24 protein-coding genes are annotated in these 23,538 nt (G+C 70.6%); 17 read left to right on the top strand and 7 right to left on the bottom strand.

Features of this window, described 5'->3' with window-relative positions:
* Positions 1–16 precede the first annotated feature (16 nt).
* Positions 17–1,021, top strand: a complete 1,005-nt coding sequence (locus AB0M63_RS41900; RefSeq protein WP_366023085.1) for an ADP-ribosylglycohydrolase family protein — start codon at positions 17–19, stop codon at positions 1,019–1,021.
* Positions 1,018–1,932 carry a PfkB family carbohydrate kinase gene (locus AB0M63_RS41905; RefSeq protein ID WP_366023086.1) on the top strand — a complete coding sequence of 305 codons (915 nt, stop codon included), beginning with the start codon at positions 1,018–1,020 and terminating at the stop codon, positions 1,930–1,932. The genes AB0M63_RS41900 and AB0M63_RS41905 overlap by 4 nt, the downstream gene beginning before the upstream one ends.
* Before the next feature lie 13 nt (positions 1,933–1,945).
* Here the strand turns inward: AB0M63_RS41905 and AB0M63_RS41910 are convergent, their stop codons facing one another.
* Positions 1,946–3,367, bottom strand: a complete 1,422-nt coding sequence (locus AB0M63_RS41910) for a family 2B encapsulin nanocompartment shell protein (protein ID WP_366023087.1) — start codon at positions 3,365–3,367, stop codon at positions 1,946–1,948.
* A gap of 394 nt (positions 3,368–3,761) precedes the next feature.
* Between AB0M63_RS41910 and pqqB the strand changes: the two genes are divergently transcribed.
* A complete protein-coding gene (gene pqqB, locus AB0M63_RS41915) occupies positions 3,762–4,643 on the top strand; it encodes a pyrroloquinoline quinone biosynthesis protein PqqB (protein ID WP_366023088.1) in 882 nt (293 codons plus the stop codon).
* Between the two features lie 22 nt (positions 4,644–4,665).
* Here the strand turns inward: pqqB and AB0M63_RS41920 are convergent, their stop codons facing one another.
* The 3 genes from AB0M63_RS41920 to AB0M63_RS41930 form a co-directional block, all read right to left on the bottom strand.
* Entirely contained in the window at positions 4,666–5,067 is a 402-nt protein-coding gene (locus tag AB0M63_RS41920) for a MarR family transcriptional regulator (RefSeq protein ID WP_366023089.1), read from the bottom strand.
* Positions 5,068–5,150: 83 nt separating this feature from the next.
* Entirely contained in the window at positions 5,151–5,501 is a 351-nt protein-coding gene (locus tag AB0M63_RS41925; protein ID WP_355902895.1) for a VOC family protein, read from the bottom strand.
* Positions 5,502–5,650: 149 nt separating this feature from the next.
* Complete coding sequence (locus AB0M63_RS41930) at positions 5,651–6,337, bottom strand: DUF2848 domain-containing protein (RefSeq protein WP_355902893.1); 687 nt, start codon at positions 6,335–6,337, stop codon at positions 5,651–5,653.
* A gap of 132 nt (positions 6,338–6,469) precedes the next feature.
* On the opposite strand from AB0M63_RS41930, the gene AB0M63_RS41935 reads away from it, so the two are divergent.
* From AB0M63_RS41935 to AB0M63_RS41945, 3 genes are read left to right on the top strand one after another with little or no spacing between them, the layout of a single operon-like run.
* A complete protein-coding gene (locus AB0M63_RS41935) occupies positions 6,470–7,828 on the top strand; it encodes an MFS transporter (protein WP_366023090.1) in 1,359 nt (452 codons plus the stop codon).
* A gap of 38 nt (positions 7,829–7,866) precedes the next feature.
* Entirely contained in the window at positions 7,867–8,670 is an 804-nt protein-coding gene (locus AB0M63_RS41940) for a carbon-nitrogen hydrolase family protein (protein ID WP_366023091.1), read from the top strand.
* Positions 8,667–9,038 carry a cupin domain-containing protein gene (locus AB0M63_RS41945; protein ID WP_366023092.1) on the top strand — a complete coding sequence of 124 codons (372 nt, stop codon included), beginning with the start codon at positions 8,667–8,669 and terminating at the stop codon, positions 9,036–9,038. Before AB0M63_RS41940 ends, AB0M63_RS41945 begins: the two co-directional genes overlap by 4 nt.
* Here the strand turns inward: AB0M63_RS41945 and AB0M63_RS41950 are convergent.
* Positions 9,035–9,661: a GntR family transcriptional regulator gene (locus AB0M63_RS41950; protein WP_366023093.1), complete on the bottom strand. Its 627-nt coding sequence runs from the start codon at positions 9,659–9,661 to the stop codon at positions 9,035–9,037. The genes AB0M63_RS41945 and AB0M63_RS41950 overlap by 4 nt on opposite strands.
* Positions 9,662–10,105: 444 nt before the next feature.
* Positions 10,106–11,137: a LacI family DNA-binding transcriptional regulator gene (locus AB0M63_RS41955; RefSeq protein WP_366023094.1), complete on the bottom strand. Its 1,032-nt coding sequence runs from the start codon at positions 11,135–11,137 to the stop codon at positions 10,106–10,108.
* Between the two features lie 168 nt (positions 11,138–11,305).
* Here AB0M63_RS41955 and AB0M63_RS41960 point away from each other — a divergent pair, with 168 nt between their 5' ends.
* Complete coding sequence (locus AB0M63_RS41960) at positions 11,306–13,327, top strand: beta-galactosidase (protein ID WP_366023095.1); 2,022 nt, start codon at positions 11,306–11,308, stop codon at positions 13,325–13,327.
* A gap of 127 nt (positions 13,328–13,454) precedes the next feature.
* Here AB0M63_RS41960 and AB0M63_RS41965 read toward each other — a convergent pair whose 3' ends face one another.
* Entirely contained in the window at positions 13,455–14,303 is an 849-nt protein-coding gene (locus AB0M63_RS41965) for a ribonuclease BN (protein WP_366023096.1), read from the bottom strand.
* Positions 14,304–14,508: 205 nt separating this feature from the next.
* Between AB0M63_RS41965 and AB0M63_RS41970 the strand changes: the two genes are divergently transcribed.
* The 10 genes from AB0M63_RS41970 (at position 14,509) to AB0M63_RS42015 (ending at position 23,538) form a co-directional block, all read left to right on the top strand.
* On the top strand, positions 14,509–15,471 hold the full coding sequence (locus AB0M63_RS41970) for an SMP-30/gluconolactonase/LRE family protein (protein WP_366023097.1): 963 nt from the start codon (positions 14,509–14,511) through the stop codon (positions 15,469–15,471).
* A 164-nt stretch (positions 15,472–15,635) separates the two neighbouring features.
* Positions 15,636–16,097, top strand: a complete 462-nt coding sequence (crcB, locus tag AB0M63_RS41975; RefSeq protein WP_355902875.1) for a fluoride efflux transporter CrcB — start codon at positions 15,636–15,638, stop codon at positions 16,095–16,097.
* The gene (locus AB0M63_RS41980) at positions 16,094–16,474 is read left to right on the top strand and encodes a DUF190 domain-containing protein (RefSeq protein WP_366023098.1); all 381 of its coding nucleotides are present in this window, start codon (positions 16,094–16,096) and stop codon (positions 16,472–16,474) included. Before crcB (AB0M63_RS41975) ends, AB0M63_RS41980 begins: the two co-directional genes overlap by 4 nt.
* Positions 16,471–16,845 carry a fluoride efflux transporter CrcB gene (gene crcB / locus AB0M63_RS41985; RefSeq protein WP_366023099.1) on the top strand — a complete coding sequence of 125 codons (375 nt, stop codon included), beginning with the start codon at positions 16,471–16,473 and terminating at the stop codon, positions 16,843–16,845. Before AB0M63_RS41980 ends, crcB (AB0M63_RS41985) begins: the two co-directional genes overlap by 4 nt.
* Before the next feature lie 88 nt (positions 16,846–16,933).
* The gene (locus AB0M63_RS41990; RefSeq protein ID WP_355902869.1) at positions 16,934–17,770 is read left to right on the top strand and encodes an undecaprenyl-diphosphate phosphatase; all 837 of its coding nucleotides are present in this window, start codon (positions 16,934–16,936) and stop codon (positions 17,768–17,770) included.
* Between the two features lie 172 nt (positions 17,771–17,942).
* On the top strand, positions 17,943–18,620 hold the full coding sequence (locus AB0M63_RS41995) for a FadR/GntR family transcriptional regulator (RefSeq protein WP_019068931.1): 678 nt from the start codon (positions 17,943–17,945) through the stop codon (positions 18,618–18,620).
* On the top strand, positions 18,617–20,059 hold the full coding sequence (locus AB0M63_RS42000; RefSeq protein WP_366023100.1) for an amino acid permease: 1,443 nt from the start codon (positions 18,617–18,619) through the stop codon (positions 20,057–20,059). The genes AB0M63_RS41995 and AB0M63_RS42000 overlap by 4 nt, the downstream gene beginning before the upstream one ends.
* A 31-nt stretch (positions 20,060–20,090) precedes the next feature.
* The gene (locus tag AB0M63_RS42005; RefSeq protein WP_366023101.1) at positions 20,091–21,110 is read left to right on the top strand and encodes an asparaginase; all 1,020 of its coding nucleotides are present in this window, start codon (positions 20,091–20,093) and stop codon (positions 21,108–21,110) included.
* A 50-nt stretch (positions 21,111–21,160) separates the two neighbouring features.
* A complete protein-coding gene (aspA, locus tag AB0M63_RS42010) occupies positions 21,161–22,570 on the top strand; it encodes an aspartate ammonia-lyase (protein WP_366023102.1) in 1,410 nt (469 codons plus the stop codon).
* Positions 22,571–22,605: 35 nt separating this feature from the next.
* Positions 22,606–23,538, top strand: coding sequence for a glutaminase (locus AB0M63_RS42015; RefSeq protein WP_366023103.1), 933 nt, complete (start codon positions 22,606–22,608; stop codon positions 23,536–23,538).

Below are 23,538 nucleotides of genomic sequence, written 5' to 3' on the forward strand. Positions count from 1 at the left end.
ACCCCGGAAAGCCCCCATGACCCTCCAGAGCCGCGCCACCGGAGCCCTCTACGGACTCGCCCTCGGGGACGCCCTCGGCATGCCCACCCAAATGCTGTCCCGCCCACGGATCACCGCACGCTACGGCCCGGTCCTGACCGGCTTGCGTCCGGCCGACCCCGACCATCCGCTCGCCGCCGGCATGCCGGCCGGAGCGGTCACCGACGACACCGAACAGGCCCTGCTCCTCGCCGAGTTGCTGCTCGACGGCAAGGGTCGCGTCGACCCGGCGGAACTGGCCCGCCGTCTGGTCGCCTGGGAGGACGACATGCGGGCCCGCGGCTCGCTCGACCTGCTCGGCCCGTCCACCAAGCGCGCGGTGGAGCAGGTCCTCGCGGGCACCCCCGTCGACGAGGTGGGGCGCTACGGCACCACCAACGGCGCGGCGATGCGGATCGCCCCCGTGGGCATCGCGGTGTCCGTCGCCGACCCGGCCGTCCTGGTGGACCGGGTGGTGGAGGCGAGCCGTCTGACCCACAACACCGGGGTCGCGCTCGCCGGTGCCGCAGCCGTGGCCGCCGCTGTGAGCACGGGACTTGACGGGGCGTCGGTTCCCGAGGCGGTCGAAGTGGCCGTGTCGGCGGCCCGGTTGGCGTCGGGGCGCGGACACTGGGTGGCCGCCGCCGACGTCGCCGAGCGGATCGCCTGGGCGACCGGGCTGGTGCGGGGTCTCACGGAGGCCCAAGTCTGCGAGCGGGTCTACGCGTTGGTCGGGACGAGCCTCGCCACGCAGGAGTCCGTACCCGCCGCCTTCGCCGTCCTGGCCGCCTGCCCCGAGGACCCCTGGCGGGCCGTACTGCTCGCCGCGTCCCTCGGCGGCGACTGCGACACCATCGCCGCGATCGCCGGGGCGGTCGGGGGCGCCTGCCACGGAGTGGACGCCTTCCCGGCCGACGCGCGCGAGACGCTCGTACGCGTCAACCCGAAGCTCGCCCTGGACGCGACGGCCACCGCCCTGCTCGGCCTGCGGGATCGGTCATGAGCAGCAGGCTCTGGCACCTCGGCAACGTCCTCGTCGACCTGGTCCTTGAGGTCCCCGCCCTCCCCGAGCGGGGCAGCGACGTCCTCGCCACCCGCACCGAACACACCCCCGGCGGCGGCTTCAACGTCATGGCCGCCGCCGCCCGCCAGGGCCTTCCGGTGACCTACGCCGGAGCGCACGGCACCGGCCCCTTCGGCGACCGGGCCCGCGCCGCGCTGCACGCCGAGGGCATCGACGTCCTGCTCGCACCGCGCCCGGAACCGGACACCGGCTTCGTGGTCTGCCTGATCGACGCGGACGGCGAGCGCACCTTCGTCACCAGCCCCGGAGCCGAGGCCACCCTGGCCGCCGCCGACCTGGTCGAACTCCGGCCCCAAGCAGGCGACTTGGTGTATGTCACCGGATACGGCCTGCTGTACGACAGCAACCGGGCGGCCCTGCTCGACCTCCTGCCCCGACTGGATCCGACTGTCACGCTGGTCACCGACCCGGGCCCGCTCGCGGCCGAAATCCCTGAGATCGCATTGGAGTTGCTGCTCGCGCGCTCCGACTGGTGGAGCTGCAACGCCCGCGAGGCCGCGCTGCTCACCGACGTCGCCGACCCGGCCGAAGCCGCCCGCGCTCTCGCTTCCCGCCTGGGGCGCGGCTCGGCGCTGGTCCGCACCGGACCCGACGGCTGCCTCGTGCACGACGGCGAACGCCTCGTCGCGGTACCGGGGTTCGCGGTGGACGCCATCGACCTCAACGGCGCGGGCGACGCGCACACCGGTGTGTTCATGGCCGCCCTGGCCCAGGGTCTTGACCCGGTGGCCGCCGCCCGCCGGGCCAACGCGGGCGCCGCCCTGGCCGTCACCGCGCCGGGCCCGGCGACCGCACCGGACGCGGCACGACTCGACGCGTTCCTCGACTAGGCGCTGTCCACGGTCAGTTGCCGTCGCGGCGGGAGACCTCGACGTTCTCCAGGATGCCCAGGGCGTCCGGCACCAGGACCGCGGCCGAGAAGTAGGTGCTCACCAGATAGGAGATGACCGCCTGTTCGTTGATGCCCATGAAGCGGGCGTTGAGGCCCGGCTCGATCTCGTCCGGCATACCCGTCTGATGGAGGCCGATCACCCCCTGGTCGTCCTCGCCGGTACGCATCGCGATGATCGACGACGTACGGGACGCACTGACCGGGATCTTGCCGCACGGCAGCAGCGGCACCCCGCGCCAGGCGGGCAGATGGTGGCCGCCGACGTCGATGCCGCTGAAGTAGACACCGCGCTTGTTGCACTCGCGGCCGAACGCGGCGATCGCCTTCGGATGGGCGAACAGGAAGCTGGTGTCGCGCCGCATGCTGAGCAGTTCGTCCAGGTCGTCTGGGGTCGGCGGCCCGGAGTGGGTGGAGATCCGCTGGTCGTAGTCGGCGTTGTGCAGCAGTCCGAAGTCCCGGTTGTTGACCAGCTCGTTCTCCTGCCGCTCGCGCAAGGCCTCGACGGTGAGCCGGAGTTGCTGCTGGGTCTGGTTCATCGGCTGGTTGTAGAGGTCGGTGACGCGGCTGTGGACGCGCAACACGGTCTGGGCGACGCTCAGTTCGTACTCGCGCGGGGCGAGGTCGTAGTCCACGAACGTGCCCGGCAGATCCGGCTCGCCGACATGCCCGGAGCTGAGCGCGATGGCCGCCTCGCCGAACGGGTTGACCGGTCCGGGCTCGTCCGCGCCGAGCGCCTCGACATGCGCGCGCAGCACCGCGTGCCGCTCCGCGACCGCCTGGTACGCGGTGCGGGGCAGCGTCAGCACCGTGGTGGCCGTCGCCGCGCGGGCCGTGAACTCCCAGACGCCGTCCGGTTCGGCGAGCGCCTGACCGCCGAAGGTGTCGCCGTCGGCGAGCAGACCGACGACCGCCTCGTCGCCGTACGGCCCCTCCCCGAGCCGCTCCACCTTGCCGTGCGCGACCAGGAACACCGAGTCGGCGGGGCGGCCCACCTCGACGATCAACTGACCCGGCGCGTACTCCCGTTGTTCGAACCGCTGGGCCAGCGCGTCGAGCGCCTCGGGGTCCGAGAAGCCGCGAAGCGGCGGGAGTTCGGCCAACTCGGCCGGGACGACATGCACTTGTGCGCCGGTCTGCACGAACGTCACCCGTCCGTCGCCGCGCGTGTACGACAGGCGGCGGTTGACGCGATAGGTGCCGCCGGGCACGTTCACCCAGGGCAGCATGCGGGTCAGCCACCGCGAACTGATGCCCTGCATCTGGGGTTCGGACTTGGTCGTGGTCGCCAGGGTGCGTGCCGCGGCGGTACCGAGGCTCTGCTGTTCCCGATCATCGGGAGCCGCTTCGGGCGCGGTACCGGTCTCGACCGACATGGTGCCTTCTCTCCTGTCGCGCGGATGACGGAATACCTGCGTCCCGTCACGTTCCGTGCGTACAGCTACCCGTGATCGGTCACGACGAGTGATGATCCCGGGCGGCGGTCGAGGCACATGCCGTTCGCACGTGCCCCCGCGCGACCCCTGGTTGACCCGGCACCACCCGTTCGGGGGATCCGATCCGGGACGGCTCGCAGCGACTTGCCGCGCTCACCGGTCAGCCTCCGGCCGAGCCGCAGCGCCGGCGCGAAGATCTCGCCGCCCGCTTCCGCCGAAGATCGGCCGGAACTGCCCCCTGTGGTGGGGTAGTCCGGCCCGTTTCGGAGGAAAGATCCCTCGGGGAGATTTGGTGACTCGGATTCGGTATCCCGGATGCGGCGACCCGGATTCGATGACTCTGCAAGGGGGCGCGATCGTCGTGAGGGTCGTCCTGCTCGGTACCGCCGCGGGCGGCGGCTTCCCGCAGTGGAACTGCGCCTGCGCGCTGTGCGCCGCCGCCCGCGACGGAAAACTGCCCGCGCGCACCCAGGACTGCGTTGCCGTCACCGGCAACGCGCGCGACTGGTGGCTGCTCAACGCCTCGCCCGACATCCGCACCCAGCTCACCTCCACCCCCGCGCTCTGGCCGGGCCCCGGTCCGCGAGACACCCCCGTGCGCGGTGTACTCCTCACCGACGCCGAGCCCGACCATGTGGCGGGCCTGAGCGTGCTGCGCGGGGTGGCGGGCCTCAGGGTGTACGCCCCGTCGCCCGCCCTCGCCGCGCTGACCCCGGGCCGGGTCGTCCTCGACCGCTACGCTCCCTGGGAGTGGGGCGACAGCCTCGCCGAGGGCGGGTTCGTACTGGCCGGTGGCCTGGTCGTCACCGCGCACCCGGTGGGCGTCAGGGCCCCCGGGTACGTGCCGCCCCGCCCGTCGGACGACCGCTGGGTGACGGCGTACCGCATCGAGGACCTGGCCAGCGGCGGGGCCCTCGTCTACGCACCCCGCGTCGCCGCCTGGACGGACACCCTGGACGACCTGCTGACGTCGGCGGACTGCGCCCTCCTCGACGGCACCTTCTTCATCGCCGACGGGACGGCGACGAAGGGACACCTGCCGGTCTCGGGCCCCCGGGGCAGCCTCGACGCGCTCGCCCGTCACCCCGGTGTCCGCCGGATCTACACCCACCTCGACAACACGAACCCCCTGCTCGACGCGGGCTCGAAGGCGCGGGCGCAGGTGAACGGGGCGGGGGTCGAAGTGCTCATGGACGGTGACGAGTTCGTGGTGTGAGACAGGTACGGGGACCCGCCCCCTACCCCTGCGGGTCGTCCAACATCCGTGCCAGCACACCCCGTTGGAGCGGCAGTACCTCCGCGTGCAGGTCGCGGCCCTTACGGGTGAGCGCGACCCACACCCCGCGTCGGTCCTCCACGCAGACGGAGCGTGCCACGAGGCCGTCCTTCTCCAGTCGTCCGATGAGACGGGAGAGCGCGCTCTGGCTGAGATGGACCCGTCCGACCAGGTTCTGCACCCGGCACTGGTCGCCGTCCTCGGGCGACTCGGAGGCCAGGATGTCGAGCACCTCGAAGTCGCTCGCGCCCAGGCCGTGCGGGTGCAGTACACGGTCGATCTCGCACATCGTGCGCGCGTGCACGGACAGGATGTCCCGCCACTGTTGCTCCAGCCGCCGGTCGTCGGCCGTTTTCACTGCCATAACTGAACGGTAACACCGATCCGGCCACTTATTGAGGGCGCAACTAGTGCATGTGCAAGTAGCGGTGTGCTACGACGCCGGTGTCAGGCGGCCGGATTCTGGGTGAGCCCGACGAAATTGCCGTCCGCGTCCTTCACGAAGGCGATCAGCTTGCCGCCGCCGACGTCCTGGACGTCCTGGACCAGCTCGGCCCCCGCCGCCACCATGGCCGCGAGCCGGGTCCGGATGTCGTCCACGGTCCAGTACGGCACCGGACCGGTCATGCCCCTGGCGTGCCCGTTCGGGTCGAGACCGACGTCCTGCCCAGCGGCCTTGTAGCCGACGTAGTACGGCTCGTCCGCATACGGCTCGACCCCCAGCAGGGCGCCGAACAGGGCCTTCGCGCTGTCGAGGTCCTTGACGGGGTAGATGATCGTGTTCAGTCCGTCGGTCATGGCGAGCTCCTCCGTGAAGCGTGAAGCGTGGACCCGGATGTCCGGGTGTTCCGACGGATTTCGTCGGTGAATTCAGGCTAGGACGGGGGAGGGGGCAGGGGCTTCTCGAATCCTGACCGGGTGGGCCGGACGGCCGCAGAGTCCCCGCTTCAGCCGATCGGCTCCGGCATCGGCACCACGTCGTAGGCGAGGCGGATCGTGTCTCCCGTGACGGGGTCGCCCAGTTCCACCCGCCAGGACTCGGCGAACTGGTCCACTCCCTCGGCCATGGGGATCGTGCCCGAGATGAGGACGGTTCCGGGGGTCAAGTCACCCCGGGAGCGCAGTACTTCGGCCCAGTATCCAGGGGTGAGCAGCTCGGCGAGGGTTCCGTGCTGGATCTCGGTCTCCTCGCCGGCGTGGGTGACCCAGGCGCGGAGCGTCAGGTCGTCGAGGCGGGACTCCACCTCGGCCAGTCGCCAGGCGCGCCGGGCGAGCACGTCGGGTCCGGCGTTCTTGCTCCAGGCCACGCCGTGCACTTCCAGGTCGCGGTCGGTGTGGTCGCAGGCGGCGGTGAGCAGCAGCTCCCCGTCGGCGGCCACGACCAGGGCCCACTCGGCCTCGCCCGAGGTGCGGGCGTGCTGGGCGGCGACGTGGTCCGTCTGCTGGGCGAGGTAGGGGGAGACGGGATAGAGAGCCGGGGTCACGGACGGCGCGGGGACGCCGAGCTCGGCGAGTTCCGCGACATGTGCGGCGACATCGTCCTGGCTGCGTCCGGCGTAACCGGCGTTGAGCACGTGCACGACATCGACGTCACGGGTCGAACCGTCGGGCAGTTCGAAGGTCAGCAGGGCCACGAGTACTCCTGGGTAGGCGTGTTTCGGCCTGGTCAATTTCCGGCGCGGGGGTTGCGCATACGACCTGTATACAAGAAGTATGCCGAAAGGTCGATGTCTCGATGTCCCCTCGACGACGCAAGGACGGGAAGCATGCAACACCCCCAGCAGGCCGCCGCGCCGGTACCGGCCGGCCGCTCCGGCATCCGCCGGGCCTTCATCGCCAGCCTCACCGGAACAGCACTGGAGTGGTACGACTTCGCGGTCTACTCCGCGGCCGCCGCCCTGGTCTTCGGCGATCTCTTCTTTCCCTCGAAGAACCCCCTGACCGGCACATTGCTGGCGTTCTCCACCTACGCCGTCGGCTACGTCTCCCGCCCGCTCGGCGGCTTCGTCTTCGGCCGCCTCGGCGATGTGATCGGCCGCAAGAAGGTCCTCATCGCCACCCTGGTCCTGATCGGGGCGGCCACCTTCCTGATCGGCGTCCTGCCCGCCTACGGCACGGTCGGCATCGCCGCCCCGATCGCGCTGGTCGTGCTGCGGTTCGCACAGGGCGTCGGGGTCGGCGGCGAATGGGGCGGCGCCGTCCTGCTCTCCAGCGAGTTCGGCGATCCGCGGCGTCGCGGGTTCTACGCCTCCGCCGCCCAGGTCGGCCCACCCGCGGGCAACCTTCTGGCCAACGGCGTGCTGGCGGTCCTCGGGGCCACGCTGAGCGAGGATCAGTTCGAGTCCTGGGGCTGGCGGGTCGCCTTCCTGCTCTCCGGAGTCCTGGTCGGCTTCGGCCTGTGGATCAGGGCGAAACTGGAGGAGACCCCGGTGTTCAAGGCCCTTGAGGCCGAGCACAGCCGCCCGCAGACCCCGGTCCGCGAGGTCTTCACCACCCAGCCCCGCGCCCTGTGCGCCGCGATCCTCTGCCGGGTCGGCCCCGATGTCCTGTACGCGATGTTCACCGTCTTCGTACTGACCTACGCCACCGACGAGTTGGGGATGTCACGCGGCTCCGCGCTGACCGCCGTACTCGTCGGCTCCTCGCTCCAGATCTTCCTCATCCCGCTCGCAGGCGCCGTCTCGGACCGCGTCAACAGGCGCCTGCTGTACGGCTGTTCCGCCCTGGCCGCCGGCGTCTGGCCGTTCGTGTTCTTCCTCCTGATCGACGGCGGCAACCGCGTCCTGCTCGTCCTCGGCGTCGTCGTGGGCCTGGCCATCCACTCCCTCATGTACGGCCCGCAGGCGGCCTTCATCGCCGAGCAGTTCTCGCCCCGCCTGCGCTACACGGGCTCCTCACTCGCCTACACCCTCGCGGGCCTCATCGGCGGCGCGATCGCCCCGCTCCTGTTCACCGCCCTGCTCAGCTCCTACGGCAGTTGGGTCCCGCTGGCGCTCTACATCGCCGTCGCCTCGGCCGTGACCGTCGTCGGCCTGTCCCTGGGCCGTGACTCGGCCCAGGCGGTGGACGAGGACGTACGACTGGCCGACGCGCAGGAGACCGCGCCCGCCGTACGCGTCCCGTGACCTTCTCCTTCCAACTCGCCCCAGAAAGGCGGCGCCCCGTGCGCATCGCACTCGGCCAACTGGTGACCGGACCCGAGCCCGAGAAGAATCTCTCGCTCATCGAGGACGGGACGACGCGCGCCGCCGAGGCCGGCGCCGACCTCGTCGTGTTCCCCGAAGCGTCCATGGCCTGCTTCGGCACCCCGCTGGCAGAGGTCGCCCAACCCCTTGACGGCCCCTGGGCCAACGCGGTCCGCGACATCGCGGCAGCCGCCGGCATCGTGGTGGTGGCGGGCATGTTCACCCCGGCCACCGACGGCCGGGTGACCAACACCCTGCTGGCCACGGGACCGGGCGTCGAGGCGTCGTACGAGAAGATCCATCTCTACGACGCGTTCGGCTACGCAGAGTCCAACACCGTCGCGGCGGGATCGCGGATCGTGACGATCGACGTGAAGGGCGTACGGCTGGGCCTCGCCACCTGCTACGACGTCCGTTTCCCTGAGCTGTTCCGGGCGCATGCCGACGCGGGGGCCGTGGCGACGCTGTTGGCGGCGTCCTGGGGTGCCGGCCCGGGCAAGCTCGACCAGTGGGAGCTGCTGGTGCGGGCCAGGGCGCTGGACGCGACGGTGTGGGTGATCGCCGTGGACCAGGCCGACCCGGCCGGCGAGGGCGCCGTCGTCCAGGGGACGGCGCCCACCGGCATCGGCCACAGCAGGGTCGTAGGACCCGACGGGAGTGTGCGCCACCGCCTCGACGCGCAACCGGGAATCCTGGTGGCGGATGTGGACGTGGACGAAGTGGCGGCGGTCCGTGAGAAGACCTCGGTGCTCGCCAATCGACGACTGGGGGTACAGCGATGAGCAAGCCGGAGCTGGAGTTCCACTTCCCCGCCGGGCCGTGGACTGCCCCGCCGGGTGCGGGAGTCGGCGTACGGGAACAGGTGCTGGCCGAGGACGCCCGGGGCGAGCGCCGCACCACGCTCGTCCGCTGGGAGCCGGGTACCGACACCTCCGAACAGGGCGTGGCGCACCACGAGTTCTGGGAGGAGGTCTACATCCTCGAAGGCGCCCTGCACGACCTGACGCTCGACGAGACCTTCCCGCAGGGCACGTACGCGTGCCGCCCGCCCGGCATGCCGCACGGCCCGTGGACGGCGCCCGACGGCGTCACCATGCTCGTGTTCACCTATCCCGCGGATACGGACACGGACACGGGCACGGCGGCCTAACCGGCGAGCAGCACCTTCAAGGTCGAGCCCAGATGGTTGTCGATCGCCGCGCACGCGGCCTCCGCGTCACCGGCGGCGAGGGCGTCCAGGATCGCCTGGTGCTCGTCCAGCACCGCTTCCTGGCGTCCTCGCTGGTTGAACAGGGCCACGACCCCGGCCCGGACCTGACGGCTGCGCAGCCCGTCGTAGTGCCGGTCGAGGAGGGCGTTGCCCACGGCCGACACGAGCGTCGCGTGGAAGAGATGGTCCACGGCGATGAACTCCTTGGCCTGACTGGGGCCGCTCAATACCCGCTGCCGATCCAGGAGTTCGGCCAGTTCCCGCACAGGAGCCGTGCTCGCGCCGATGGCCTGCTGCGCCGCGTACCGCTCGACGATCCCGCGCAGCTCCATCAACTCGGTGATCTCCCGACCCGAGAGCGGCGCGACCCGAGCACCCCGCTTCGGCACCAGCTCGACCAGGTCCTCGGCCGCCAGCAGCAGCAGCGCCTCGCGGATCGGCGTGCGCGACACCCCGATCCGATCGGCGATCTCCTGCTCCGAGAGGAACGCACCCTGCATCGCCGGGTCCGTGAGCACCGAGTCCTTGAGGTACGCGTAGGCCTTCTCCCGACCGGATGTCACCGCTGCCCCCAGAGAGATCGCATACACCTTGTATACGGAAGTTACCACGGGCGTCGGCGGTCGGCTCGGGCGCGGCGGTCCTGGACGGGGAACCTCGGAGCGACCTTCGGGAGGTTCCTCGTGTCTGCCTCGGACGGCTCACGGATCCACCCGCGATGCGCCGTCGCCGCGCCTGAGAACGACGTGCGCCGGTCTGAACGGCAGACTCCGCTGGATCGGTCCTCCTCGCGGCGAAGAACGCGGCGAAGAACGGGCCGGTGGAGGGTTCCCGCACGGACCGGGACATCGCGCGTCCGGACGCCGACTGACCTACCTCTGCGCGGACGAGTACGGCCAACCGGGTACGCGCCGCTGACGACCCGGCCGCGACCCGCCACCGGCCGGTACGTCAACTCCCGTGGCACGCCAAGCTGTTGACTCAGTTCTCCATGAGGACCCACGCCCTCACGTCGACTCCCGCTTCACCAACTCCGTAGGAAGAATCACCGCAGCGGTGTCCTCGCCCCCGATCTGCGCCAACAGCACCCGCACCATCTCCGCGCTGATGCGGTCGAACGGCTGCCGCATCGTGGTGAGTTCGGGACTGGACGCGAGTGCGGCGGGGGAGTCGTCGAAGCCGCCCACCGAGACGTCCTCCGGTACCCGCCGCCCGGCCCGCTCCAACGACGTCAGCACGCCCCGGGCCATCAGGTCGGAGGCGACGAACACCGCGTCCAGGTCCGGGACTTGGGCGAGCAGGCGCTCGGCGCCCTTCTCGCCGCTGAGGCGGCTGTAGTCGCCGGAGACGACGAGGCGGTCGTCCACCTCGACGCCAGCCTCGGTGAGCACCTCCTTGTAGCCGGCGAGGCGCTCGACACCACCCGGGGTGTCCAGCGGTCCGGTGACCGTGCCGATGCGGCGGCGGCCGAGGGAGAGCAGGTGCCGGGTCATGTCACGGGCACCCTCCCGGTCGTCGGCGGCGACATAGCTGATCTTGGAGCCGAGCCCGATCGGCTTGCCGCACGCGACCAACGGCACGCCCGCCTCGCTCAGTTCCTCCGCCACCGGGCTCCCGGAGTGGCTGGAGACCAGCAGCACCCCGTCGACATGCCCGGAGGTGATGTACCGCGTGATGCGCCGCCGTTCGTCCTCGGTGCCGGCCAGCATCAGCAGCAGCGGGACGTCGTGCGCGGCCAGCGCCTGGGTGCAGCCGCGCAGCAGGATGTTGAAGTTGGGGTCCTCGAAGAACTTCTCCTGCGGTTCCGTCAGCAGGAAACCGACCGAGTCCGAGCGCCCGGTGATCAGTGAGCGGGCGTGCCGGTTCACGACGTAACCCGTCCTGCGGATGGCCGCGTTGACGGCCTCCTGCGCGGCCGGGCTGACATAGTGCCCGCCGTTGAGGACGCGCGACACCGTGCCCCGCGAGACACCTGCTTCGCGCGCCACGTCATGGATCGTCGGCGCCCTGCGCCGACCCCCCGCATTGCTCATGGTCAAGACTCTACGGCTCCCGGGCCCGGAGCCAGAAGCACCGACATGGGAGCGTTCACAGCATAGAACCATCAGGGACCCTTGTCAGCGGTCACGGCTGTGCGGTTATGTTGGGGTCGTGCCCTCGGGCGCACTGTGTGCACGTTCCCAAATGATCGACTACGGGAGAGATCCATGCCGGAGACCACACCCAGGGGCCTCACCCGGCTCGCCTTCGGTGGGGACTACAACCCCGAGCAGTGGCCGGAGAGCGTCTGGCAGGAGGACGTCCGGCTGATGCGGGAGGCCGGCGTCACCATGGTGAGCGTCGGGATCTTCTCCTGGGCGCTGCTGGAACCCGAGCCCGGTGTGTACGACTTCGGCTGGCTCGACCGGCTCCTCGATCTGCTGCACGAGAACGGCATCCGCGCCGACCTCGGCACACCCACCGTCGCCCCGCCCGCCTGGTTCTACCGCGCCCACCCCGAGGCCCTGCCCGTCACCGCCGACGGCACCCGCTACGAGTTCGGCTCGCGCGGCGCGATCTGCCACAGCAACGCCGACTACCGCGCCGCCGCCGCGGACATCACCACCCGGCTCGCCGAGCGCTACGGCGCCCACCCCGCCCTCGCGCTGTGGCACGTCTTCAACGAGTACGGCGTCCCCGTCTCCGCCTGCTACTGCGACTCCTGCGCCGTCCACTTCCGAAGCTGGCTGACCGCGACGTACGAGAGTGTCGACGGCGTCAACGAGGCCTGGGGGACCGCCTTCTGGGGCCAGCGTTACGCTGACCTCGGCCAGATCAACCCGCCGCGGCTCACCCCGACCGCCGTCAATCCGGCCCAGGCGCTGGACTACCAGCGGTTCGCGGACGCCACGATGCGCGAGAACTTCGTCGCGGAACGGGACATCCTGCGCCGCCTCGCGCCCGGCATCCCGGTGACGACCAACTTCATGGCCGCCCTCAGCCAGTGCGAGTCCGTCGACTACTGGGCCTGGGGCCGCGAGGTCGACCTCGTCACCAACGACCACTACCTGATCACCGACGGCCGCCGCACCCACGTCAACCTCGCGATGGCCGCCGACCTCACCCGCTCCGTCGCGGGCGGCGCCCCGTGGCTGCTGCTCGAACACTCCACCTCGGGCGTCAACTGGCAGCCCCGCAACCCGGCCAAGGCCCCCGGCCAGATGGCTCGCAACGCGCTCTCCCACGTGGCGCGCGGCTCGGACGGCGCGATGTTCTTCCAGTGGCGCCAGTCCCGGCGCGGCGCCGAGAAGTTCCACTCGGCGATGCTCCCGCACGGCGGCACCGAGACCCGCGTCTGGCGCGAGGTCGTCGAACTCGGCGCGTCCGTCGACAAGTTGACCCCGATCCGCGGCACCCGCACCCGGGCCGACGTGGCCGTCCTGTGGGACTGGCAGTCGTGGTGGGCGCAGAAACTGGAGTGGCGTCCCAGCGAGGACCACGACGCCCGCGAGCGCGCCGACGCCTTCTACGAGGCCCTCTACGACCGCCACCTCACGGTCGACTTCGCCCACCCGGAAGCCGACTTGTCGGCTTATCCCCTTGTCGTCGTACCCGCCCTGTACCTGATGACGAAGGCGGCCGGCCGCAACCTGAAGCGGTACGTCGAGCAGGGCGGCACCCTCGTCGTCTCCTACTTCTCCGGCATCGTCGACGAGCACGACGCCGTCCACGAGGGCGCCTATCCCGGCCCGCTGCGCGATGTACTGGGCCTGACCGTCGAGGAGTTCTCACCCCTGCTGGCCGGCGAGCGGGTCCGCATCACCGGCCCCGACGGCTCCGAACTCACCGGCGACGTCTGGACCGAGTTCGTGGTCCCGCGCGGCGCCGAGACCGTGTGGACGTACGCCGAAGGCCTCACCGCCGACCACCCGGCCGTCACCCGGCACCGCCTCGGCGAGGGCACCGCCTGGTACGTGTCGACCCGGCTCGACGCCCACGGCCTGGACGCCCTGCTCGGCTGGGCGACCGAGGACGCCCGGATCGCCCCGCGCGCCGACCTGCCGTACGACGTCGAGGTCGTCCGCCGCGACGGAGAGTCGGGCGCCTATCTCTTCGCGATCAACCACAGCGCCGCGGATGTCAAGGTGCCGCTGGGTGCCGACGGCACCGAGCTGCTGACCGGTGAACGTGCCGCGGGCGGCTTCGCCGTGCCCGCCGGCGCCGTGCGGGTCGTGCGACTCGACGGCTGAACGGACTCCCCTCCGCCCGTGAGAGCCGCGAGCCGCGGGCGGAGGGGGACCTCTGCTGCTCGGGCACCTCCCGCCACCTGAACATCTCCCGTCACTCGTGCACCATGTGGTGTCGCACCATGTGGCCTCACACCGTGTCCTGCTGGGAACGTGTCGGCGGTTCCTCCTGCTCGGCGTCCGCCGCGTCCGGTTCTTCCGACTGCACGCGGAACGACGCGTCCGGGTCACCGAACCGCTCGCACAGCAGCCGGCCCACCAGTGCGCCGCCGTAGAGCACGAAGCCCACGCCGACCAGCCAGGACTCCACCACCAGGACGGTGCCTACCGGGCCGTAGCTCACCGCGTTGGTGACGAGGAGCGGGGTGAACACCAGGTACGAGAACCAGCGCAGGCCGACCAGGCCCGCCATCGTGGCGAGCGCGCCGGGAAGCAGGTAGCGCCATTGGACGTGGCGGTTGAGCAGGAAGTGCGGACCCCACCAGAAGAACAGCAGGCCGGCGGCCATGCTCAGCAGGATGCGGGGCGTGCCCTCCAGGACGTTGCGGGTCTGCACCTGCGCGTACAGGTAGACCATCAGCATGACCAGCCAGATCAGTTGCCGCCAGATGCGATGCCACGGGGCGCCGGTCGGGTGCCACACGTGTTCGTAGCCGCTCTGCACACTCGACGCGAAGGACAGGCCGAACAGCGCGAGCAGCGCCACGCTGAGGGCGCTGGTGGTGCCGATCACCTTGCGGGGCGGGGTGAAGACATCGGTGAGCGCGCGGGCGGACCGGCCGGACAGGTCCATGCCGTCCACCAGCCACAGCGCGAACCCGCCGTGCCCGAGCGGATCGGCCGCGGCCACCACGATCAGCAGGGGCGCCAGCGTGACCAGGGCGAGCGTCGCGAACCCCATGGCCCGGTGCAGGAGTTCCAACTCCCGCCCGCGCCGGTGGAGTTCGGCGAGTCCGAGTCGCTGCCACGCGGTGCGCATCCCGTTCACCTCGGAGATCCCGCAGGGCGGGTGGCCGACCATCTCATGAGGGCCCCCTTCTCACCGACCGACAGCATGATCCGGGTCACCGGGAATACGCTCGGCAAACCTGACCCCAGACGTGACGTGGGGACGCGGTGACCGGGAAGAGAAGCAAGCGTACGCGTACCGGCACGCCCCGTCCGACCCCACGCAGGAGGTTTTCGTGGACCGACCCGAGGCACTCTTCGCCCGCCGCTACGTCGCGATCGGCGGCCGTGGCCCGGAGGACGTGGTGGCCGACGCCCGCGGCCGGGTGCTGACCGGCGTCGAGGACGGCCGCATCCTCCGCCTCGACGGGCTGATCGACCCCGAGGCGGTGCGGGTGGAGACCCTCGCCGACACCGGCGGACGCCCGCTCGGCCTCGAACTCCTCCCGGACAACGGCCTGTTGGTGTGCGACGCGGAACGCGGACTGCTGCGCGTCGACCTCGGCGACGGCTCCGTACGCGTCCTCGCCGACACGGTGGCGGGGGAGCCGCTGCGGTTCTGCAGCAACGTGGTCGCGCTGTCCGACGGCAGCGTGTACTTCACCGTCGCCAGCCGCCGCTACCCGCTCCACCAGTGGCTCGGCGACATCGTCGAACACACCGGCACCGGACGGCTGGTGCGCCTCGCACCCGGCAGCGACACCCCCGAAGTGGTGCTGGAGGGGCTCCAGTTCGCCAACGGGCTGGCCCCGAGCGCCGACGAATCCTTCCTGGTGATCGCCGAGAGCGGCGCCTGCCGCCTCACCCGCTACTGGCTCACCGGACCGGAGGCCAGCCGCGGCGAACCCTTCGTGGAGGATCTCCCGGGCATGCCCGACAACATCTGGCGCGCCGGACCCGAGGGCCCGCTCTGGGTGGCCCTGGCCGGCCCCCGCGTGCCTCCGCTCGACGTCCTGCACCGCGGCCCGGCCGCCGTACGGCACACCGCCGGCCGTATCGCCGCGCAGGTGCCCTTCCGGCCCACGGGCATGATCGGGGCCCTCGCGGTCGACGACGAGGGACACGTCGACCACCACCTCATCGCGCGCGGCTCGCCCTTCCGCATGGTCACCAGCGTCTGCGAGGCGGCCGGCCACCTCGTCCTGGGCAGTCTGCGGGAGCCCGGCGTCGCGCTGTGCGAGCCGCCCGCCCCGAAGTGACCCCGGCCCGCCACCGGCGTTAACCTGTTCCCCGGCCGCGATCACCCCTCGCGGCGCGGCGGTGGGGCCCGCCGTACCCGAACCGCGGCGGTGGTGCCGCCAACGGTCCCTACTTGTGAAGGCGTGTGCCCGCAGGGCCCCCGACGAGTAGGAGATGTACGGCCATGACAGCTCCCGAGGCCGAGAGCCTGCGCGCCCGGCCACGGGCCCCGCGCCCGTCCGTCTGGCGCGGTCAGGGACCCGTGGTCGCGGTGGTCGCGCTCGGCGGCGCGATCGGTGCCGTGTCCCGGTACGCGGCCTCCCTGTGGTGGCCCGCGCGGAGCGGCGGATTTCCCTGGACGACCTTCGGGATCAATGTGGTCGGGTGCGCCGTGATCGGCGTGTTCATGGTGGTCATCACCGACATGTGGGCCGCCCACAGGCTGGTGCGGCCGTTCTTCGGCACCGGTGTGCTCGGCGGCTTCACCACCTTCTCGACGTACGCCGTGGACATCCAGAGACTGGTCGACGCGGGCCGCCCGCGCACCGCGCTCACCTACCTCGCCGCGACCCTGCTCGCGGCGCTCGCGGCGGTGTGGCTCGCGGCCACGGCGACCCGGCGCGTCCTGAAGTGGAGGCAGCGATGACCAGACTGACCGGCGACGCCCTGCGCGCGACCGTCTTCATCGGCGAGAACGACACCTGGCACCACAAACCCCTCTACACGGAGATCGTCCACCGCGCGCACGCGGCCGGGCTGGCCGGTGCCAGTGTCTTCCGGGGCATCGAGGGCTTCGGCGCCTCCTCCCTGATCCACACCTCGCGGCTGCTGTCGCTCAGCGAGGACCTGCCGGTGGCGATCGTGATCGTGGACACCGAGGAGCGCGTACGGGCCTTTCTGCCGCAGCTCGACGAACTCGTCGCCGAAGGACTCGTGATCCTCGACGAGTGCGAGGTGATCCGGTACGTGGGCCGCACCGACGAGCCCGGTGAAGCGGACGGGAAGGGTAAGAGGTCGTTGTGAACTGGCTGTTGGTCGTCGCGGGCGCCGCCGTCGGTGCCCCGCTCCGCTATCTCACCGACCGCGCCGTGCAGTCGAGACACGACTCCGTCCTCCCCTGGGGCACCTTCGTGGTGAACGTCACCGGCTGCCTGATCCTGGGCACGCTGACCGGTGCGGTGTCCGCCGGTGCGGCCGGCTCACATCTCCAACTCCTCGTCGGGACAGGGCTTTGCGGGGCCCTGACGACGTACTCGACCTTCTCGTACGAGACACTGCGGCTGACCGAGACGGGCTCGGGGCTCTACGCTGCCGCCAACGTCGTCGGCAGCGTGATGGCGGGCCTCGGTGCGGCATTTGTCGGGGTGGCGATCGCGCAGGGCCTGTGGGCGTAAGAGATCGGGCGGCTCCCGCGCCCGAACGGCACGCTCCGCAGCGCTATTGTCTACAGCACTGTCGACCAACTCCCAAGAACTGGATCTCATGAGCGTCATCAGCGTCGGTCAGGCCGCCGTCCTCGGAGTCGTGGAGGGGGTGACCGAGTTCCTGCCCGTGTCCTCCACCGGCCATCTGAAGATCGTCGAGGGGCTGATGAAGATCCCCGTGGACGACGACGCCGTCGTCGGGTTCTCGGCCGTCATCCAGGTCGGCGCCATCGCCGCCGTGCTCGTGTACTTCTTCAAGGACATCGTGCGGATCGTGACCGCGTGGGGCCGTGGCCTGCGCAATCGCGAGGAGCGCTATCACCACGACTACAAGTTCGCCTGGTGGGTGATCTACGCGACCATCCCGATCGTGCTGGTGGGCCTCGCCGCGAAGCCGCTCATCGACGGCCCGCTCGGCTCGCTGTGGGTGGTCGCCGCCTCGCTGATCGTCGGCAGCGGTGTGATGTGGGCGGCCGACCAGATGGGCCGGCACAAGCGCGGTGAGGACGACACCACGTTCAAGGACGCGATGCTGGTGGGCAGTTCACAGATCCTCGCGCTGCTCTTCCCCGGCTTCTCCCGCTCCGGCGCCACCATGTCCACCGGCCTCATCCTCGACCTGGACCGCGTCGCCGCCACCCGGCTCTCCTTCTTCCTCGGCATCCCGGCCCTCACCGGCGCGGGCATCTACGAGCTGAAGGACGCCCTGGGGACGGGTGTGGGCGCCGCCCCGCTGGCCGTCGGCACGATCGTGTCGTTCGTGGTCGCCTACGCCTCCATCGCCTGGCTGCTGAAGTTCGTCGCCAAGCACTCCTTCAACGCCTTCGTGATCTACCGGCTCGTGATCGGCATCCTGCTGTTCGGGCTGCTCGGCGCGGGTGTCCTCGACAGCTGACACCGGGCGGACGACCGTCACGGAGGGCGTGCAGCCGGAATTTCAGGCCGCACGCCCTCTGAATTTTTCTTTTCCGATCGCTTGACAGCACCGTCCCGTCACCCGCAGGATCACGTCCGTGAACCTGTCAGACAGCCAGACAGGTGGAGTCGGACCGCGGCGCGTGAGCGCCATGGAAGCGGTGCTCGTCCACCTCCGCGGCGCCATCGAGCGCGGCGACTACGCGATCGGCGACAAGCTGCCCTCCGAGGCCGAGCTGTGCCGCACCCTGGAGATCAGCCGGCCTGTGCTGCGCGAGGCCCTGCGGGCCCTGCAGACCATGGGTCTGACCGTCTCCAAGACCGGCAAGGGCACCTTTGTCGTCGCCAACGCCGTCGAGGACCCCACCTTCGGCGACTACGCGGCCAGCGACCTCCTGGAGGTGCGCCGCCACGTCGAGATCCCGGTCGCCGGGTACGCGGCCCTGCGCCGCACCCCGGAGAACCTGGACCACCTCGCCCACCTCCTGGACCGCATGGAGCGGGAGACGGACACCACCGCGTGGGTCGCGATGGACACCCTCTTCCACCTCGCCGTCGCGGAGGCCGCCCAGAACCCGGTGTTCCGCCGGGTCATCGAGGAGATCCGTGACGCGCTGGCCCGCCAGTCCGCGTTCCTCAACGAACTCGGCGGCCGGCGCGAGCAGTCCAACCGCGAGCACCGGGCGATCGTCGAGGCGCTGATCGACGGCAGCGAGCCGGACGCCGTCGAGGCCATGTCCCACCACCTCGACCGGGTCGAGACGACCCTCACCGACATCGTGCGCCCCGCGCGCACCGACACCCCCACGGAAGGCGGACCCGAGGCGTGAGCGAGCAGTCCCTGCACGACGGCGTGCAGAAACGATCCGGCCATGTCGACGCCGGAGACGCCGGCTACAGCAAGTCCCTGAAGTCCCGCCACGTCAACATGATCGCCATCGGCGGCGCGATCGGCACCGGCCTCTTCCTCGGCGCCGGCGGCCGCCTCGCCGACGCCGGCCCCTCGCTCTTCATCGCGTACGCGGTCTGCGGACTCTTCGCCTTCCTCGTCGTCCGCGCCCTGGGCGAACTCGTCCTGTACCGGCCCTCGTCCGGCGCCTTCGTGTCGTACGCCCGGGAGTTCCTCGGCGAGAAGGGCGCCTACGTCGCGGGCTGGATGTACTTCCTGAACTGGGCCACCACCGGTGTCGCCGACATCACCGCCGTGGCCGTGTACACCCACTACTGGGGCATGTTCTCCGACATCCCTCAATGGTTGATCGCATTGATCGCCCTAGCGGTCGTGTTGACCGTCAACTTGATCTCTGTACGGCTCTTCGGCGAGCTTGAGTTCTGGTTCGCGATCATCAAGGTCAGCGCACTCGTCGTCTTCATGCTCATCGGCATCTTCCTGCTGGCCACCCAGCACCCCGTCGACGGCCACACCCCCGGCCCGTCCCTGATCACCGGCAACGGCGGCATCTTCCCCAACGGCATGCTCCCCATGCTGCTGATCATCCAGGGCGTCGTCTTCGCCTACGCCTCCGTCGAACTGGTCGGCGTCGCCGCCGGAGAGACCGAGAACCCCGAGAAGATCATGCCGAAGGCGATCAACTCGATCATGTGGCGCGTCGGCCTCTTCTACGTCGGCTCGGTCGTCCTGCTCTCGATGCTGCTGCCCTGGAACAAGTACAGCGTCGGCCAGAGCCCCTTCGTGACGGTCCTCTCCCAGATCGGCATCCCGGCGGCGGGCGGCGTCATGAACCTCGTCGTCCTCACCGCGGCCATGTCCTCGCTCAACTCCGGTCTCTACTCCACCGGCCGCATCCTCCGCTCCATGGCGATGTCCGGCTCCGCCCCCAAGTTCACCTCGGTGATGAGCCGCAACCAGGTCCCCTACGGCGGCATCCTGCTCACCAGCGGCATCTGCGTCCTCGGTGTCGGCCTCAACTACGTCGTTCCCGCCGACGCGTTCGAGATCGTCCTCAACTTCGCCGCCATCGGCATCCTCGCCACGTGGGGCATGATCATGCTCTGCCACCTCCTCTTCTGGCAGAAGACCGAGAAGGGCGAACTCTCCCGGCCCGGCTACCGCCTGCCGGGCTCCCCCTGGACCGAACTCGTGACGCTGGCCTTCCTCGCCTCCGTCCTGGTCCTCATGTACGCCGACGGCGGCGCCGGACGCACCACCGTGCTGTGCCTGCCGCTGATCGCCGCCGCACTCGTCGCCGGTTGGTTCGCCGTCCGCCGCCGGGTCGCGCACACCTCCACCACCACACCCGACGCGTGAGACCCACGCCGTCCGACCCAGACAGGCAGTGATGTACAGCAGTCCCCTCGCGGACCCACCCCTCGTCCGTGAACCCGTCCACGCACCCGTCGCCCACCTCATCCGCGACGGACTGATCGAGGGCATCCACTACGGCTCCGTCGTCGTCCTCGACACCGACGGACAGGTCCAGCTCCAACTCGGCGACATCGAGGCGGCGTTCTACCCGCGCTCGGCGATCAAGCCCGTACAGGCCGTCGCCATGGTGCGGGCGGGGCTGCCGCTGGACGGCGAACTGCTCTCCCTCGCCGCCGCCAGCCACTCCGGCGAGGAACGCCACCTCGCCGGGACCCGGCGCATCCTCGAACTCGCCGGCCTCACCGAGGACGACCTGCGCAACGTCCCCGACCTGCCGTTCGACCCAGTCGTCCGGGACACCTGGGTGCGCGAAGGACGGCCACCGTCCCGGCTCGCCCAGAACTGCTCCGGCAAGCACGCGGCCATGCTGTACGTGTCGAAGCTCAACGGCTGGTCCCTCGACGACTATCTCGACCCCGCGCACCCGCTCCAGCAGGCCATCGCCGAGATCGTCGAGGACCTCACCGGGCAGCGGATCGCACGGGTGAGCGTCGACGGGTGCGGGGCTCCCTTGTTCTCCATCTCCCTGCACGGGTTGGCGCGGGCCGTGTCACGGGTCGTCACCGGTGCGCCCGGTACGCCCGAGGCGCGGGTCGCTGACGCGATGCGTGAGTACGCCGAGATGGCGTCCGGGTCCGGGCGGGATGTGGCCGCGCTGATGCGGGCCGTTCCCGGGCTGCTGGCCAAGGACGGGTTCGAGGGGGTGCAGGTCGCCGCGCTGCCGGACGGGCGGGCTGTTGCCGTGAAGATCGCGGACGGGGCCAATCGGGCGCGGGTGCCTGTCGCGGCGGCCGCGTTGACGCGGGCCGGGGTCTCGCCCTCGCTGCTCACCGAGTTCGCGGGGGAGGCGTTGCTCGGTGGTGGCGAGCCGGTGGGGTGTGTGCGGCCCGTGCGGGCTCTGGACCCGGTGCCGCCGTTGTCCGCGTGCGCCTAGATCGCCGAAAGACCGTCCTTGGCCCCCTTGAAAAGAGGAGCTGCACTTTCATGGCCGTCGTAACCCGTCGCGAACACGATCTGCTCGGCGACCGGGACGTTCCCGCCGATGTGTACTGGGGTGTTCACACCCTGCGTGCCACCGAGAACTTCGCCATCACGGGGACTCCGATCTCCGCCTACCCGCACTTGATCAATGCGTTGGCCGCCGTCAAGGAGGCCGCCGCTCTCGCCAACGAGGAGTTGGGGCTGCTCCCGCCGGAGAAGGCGGCGGTCATCGTCGCCGCCTGTCGGGAGATCCGGGGCGGCAAGCTGCGCGACCAGTTCGTCGTCGACGTGGTGCAGGGCGGGGCCGGTACCTCGACCAACATGAACGCCAACGAGGTGGTGGCGAACCGGGCGTTGGAGTTGCTCGGGCACGGCAAGGGCGAGTACCGGTTCCTGCACCCCAATGAGGACGTCAACCTCGGGCAGTCCACCAATGACGTGTATCCGACCGCGGTCAAGATAGCTACGGTCTTCGCCGTCCATGGATTGATCGAGTCAATGTCCGTACTGCAGGACGCGTTCGCCCGTAAGGCCGTCGAGTTCCGTGACGTGCTCAAGATGGGCCGTACACAGTTGCAGGACGCGGTGCCCATGACGCTCGGTCAAGAGTTCTCCGCGTATGCCGTCATGATTGACGAGGATCGTCAACGTCTTGACGAGGCTGTCCAGTTGATCCATGAGATCAACCTGGGCGCCACGGCCATCGGCACCGGACTCAACGCTCCCGCCGGGTACGCCGAGTCGGCGCGGCGGCACCTCGCCGGGATCACCGGACTGCCGTTGGTGACGGCGGCCAACCTGGTCGAGGCCACACAGGACTGCGGTGCGTTCGTCCAGATGTCAGGTGTGCTGAAGCGGGTCGCGGTCAAGCTCTCCAAGAGCTGCAACGACCTGCGGCTGCTGTCCTCGGGGCCGCGCGCGGGGCTGGGGGAGATCAACCTGCCGCCGGTGCAGGCCGGTTCGAGCATCATGCCCGGCAAGGTCAACCCGGTGATCCCGGAGGTCGTCAACCAGGTCGCCTTCGAGGTGATCGGCAACGACGTCACCATCACGATGGCCGCCGAGGCCGGACAGCTCCAGCTCAACGCGTTCGAGCCGATCATCCTGCACTCGCTGTCGGAGAGCATCACGCATCTGCGCGCCGCCTGTCTGACGCTGGCCGAGCGCTGCGTGGACGGCATCACCGCCAACACCGGGGCGCTGCGCGCGAGCGTGGAGAACTCCATCGGCCTGGTGACCGCGCTGAACCCGCACATCGGGTACACGGCCGCCACCGACATCGCCAAGGAGGCCCTCGCCACCGGCCGGGGCGTGGCCGAACTCGTCCTGGAGAAGGGCCTGTTGCCCGCCGAGACCCTCGCTGCCCTGCTGCGGCCCGAGGTCCTGGCCGGCAGCGGCCCCGTGGCCGTCTGACCGCGGACGCGCACCAGGACCGGCCCGGAGGCACAATGGTGATCATGCCCTCGTCGATGACCTTCCAGCCGGTCCTGGAGCGTATCGCCGGAGAGATAGAGCGGACGCCCGGGCGTGGCCGGCCCGCCGACTACATCCCGGCGCTCGCGGCCTGCGACCCGCGCAGCTTCGGCATGGCCGTCGCGGAGCCGGACGGCACGGTGTACGGCGTGGGGGACTGGCGGCAGCCGTTCTCCACGCAGTCCATCACCAAGGTCTTCACCCTCGCCCTCGACCTGGCCCGCGAGGGCGACGAACTCTGGGAGCACGTGGGCCGCGAGCCTTCCGGCAACCCCTTCAACTCCCTTGTCCAGTTGGAGTACGAGAACGGCATTCCGCGCAACCCGTTCATCAACGCGGGCGCGCTTGTCGTCACCGACCGGCTCCAGACCCGTACCGGCGACGCGGCGGGCGAGTTGCTGGCCTTCTTGCGCACGGAGAGCGGCAACCCGGCCCTGGACTTCGACAAGGGGGTCGCCGCCTCCGAGTCCGCGCACGGCGACCGCAACGCGGCCCTGGCCCACTTCATGAAGTCCTACGGCAACATCGACAACGAGGTGCCCGTCCTCCTGGACCAGTACTTCCGGCAGTGCTCCATCGAGGCGTCCTGCGCCGACCTCGCCCTCGCCGCCGGTTTCCTGGCCCGGCACGGCAGCCGCGCCGACGGCACCCGGCTGCTCACCCTCACCCAGGCCAAGCAGGTCAACGCGGTGATGCTGACCTGCGGGACGTACGACGCGGCGGGCGAGTTCGCCTACCGGGTGGGTCTGCCCGGCAAGAGCGGAGTGGGCGGCGGCATCATCGCCGTCGTACCGGGCCGGTGCACGCTCGCCGTCTGGAGCCCGGGACTCGACGAGCGGGGGAACTCGGTGGCCGGGGTCGCGGCCCTGGACCGCTTCACCACGTTGACCGGGGTGTCGGTGTTCTGA

It is taken from the genome of Streptomyces sp. NPDC051576 (assembly GCF_040681835.1).
Taxonomy (GTDB): Bacteria; Actinomycetota; Actinomycetes; order Streptomycetales; family Streptomycetaceae; genus Streptomyces.

Excerpts from the sequence above, each read along its gene's own strand:
- AB0M63_RS41900 (WP_366023085.1), top strand. The coding sequence starts at position 17 with ATGACCCTCCAGAGCCGCGCCACCGGAGCCCTCTACGGACTCGCCCTC.
- AB0M63_RS41905 (WP_366023086.1), top strand. The coding sequence starts at position 1,018 with ATGAGCAGCAGGCTCTGGCACCTCGGCAACGTCCTCGTCGACCTGGTC.
- AB0M63_RS41910 (WP_366023087.1), bottom strand. The coding sequence starts at position 3,367 with ATGTCGGTCGAGACCGGTACCGCGCCCGAAGCGGCTCCCGATGATCGG.
- pqqB (WP_366023088.1), top strand. The coding sequence starts at position 3,762 with ATGACTCTGCAAGGGGGCGCGATCGTCGTGAGGGTCGTCCTGCTCGGT.
- AB0M63_RS41920 (WP_366023089.1), bottom strand. The coding sequence starts at position 5,067 with ATGGCAGTGAAAACGGCCGACGACCGGCGGCTGGAGCAACAGTGGCGG.
- AB0M63_RS41925 (WP_355902895.1), bottom strand. The coding sequence starts at position 5,501 with ATGACCGACGGACTGAACACGATCATCTACCCCGTCAAGGACCTCGAC.
- AB0M63_RS41935 (WP_366023090.1), top strand. The coding sequence starts at position 6,470 with ATGCAACACCCCCAGCAGGCCGCCGCGCCGGTACCGGCCGGCCGCTCC.
- AB0M63_RS41945 (WP_366023092.1), top strand. The coding sequence starts at position 8,667 with ATGAGCAAGCCGGAGCTGGAGTTCCACTTCCCCGCCGGGCCGTGGACT.
- AB0M63_RS41960 (WP_366023095.1), top strand. The coding sequence starts at position 11,306 with ATGCCGGAGACCACACCCAGGGGCCTCACCCGGCTCGCCTTCGGTGGG.
- AB0M63_RS41965 (WP_366023096.1), bottom strand. The coding sequence starts at position 14,303 with ATGCGCACCGCGTGGCAGCGACTCGGACTCGCCGAACTCCACCGGCGC.
- crcB (WP_355902875.1), top strand. The coding sequence starts at position 15,636 with ATGACAGCTCCCGAGGCCGAGAGCCTGCGCGCCCGGCCACGGGCCCCG.
- AB0M63_RS41980 (WP_366023098.1), top strand. The coding sequence starts at position 16,094 with ATGACCAGACTGACCGGCGACGCCCTGCGCGCGACCGTCTTCATCGGC.
- AB0M63_RS41990 (WP_355902869.1), top strand. The coding sequence starts at position 16,934 with ATGAGCGTCATCAGCGTCGGTCAGGCCGCCGTCCTCGGAGTCGTGGAG.
- AB0M63_RS41995 (WP_019068931.1), top strand. The coding sequence starts at position 17,943 with ATGGAAGCGGTGCTCGTCCACCTCCGCGGCGCCATCGAGCGCGGCGAC.
- AB0M63_RS42005 (WP_366023101.1), top strand. The coding sequence starts at position 20,091 with ATGTACAGCAGTCCCCTCGCGGACCCACCCCTCGTCCGTGAACCCGTC.
- aspA (WP_366023102.1), top strand. The coding sequence starts at position 21,161 with ATGGCCGTCGTAACCCGTCGCGAACACGATCTGCTCGGCGACCGGGAC.
- AB0M63_RS42015 (WP_366023103.1), top strand. The coding sequence starts at position 22,606 with ATGGTGATCATGCCCTCGTCGATGACCTTCCAGCCGGTCCTGGAGCGT.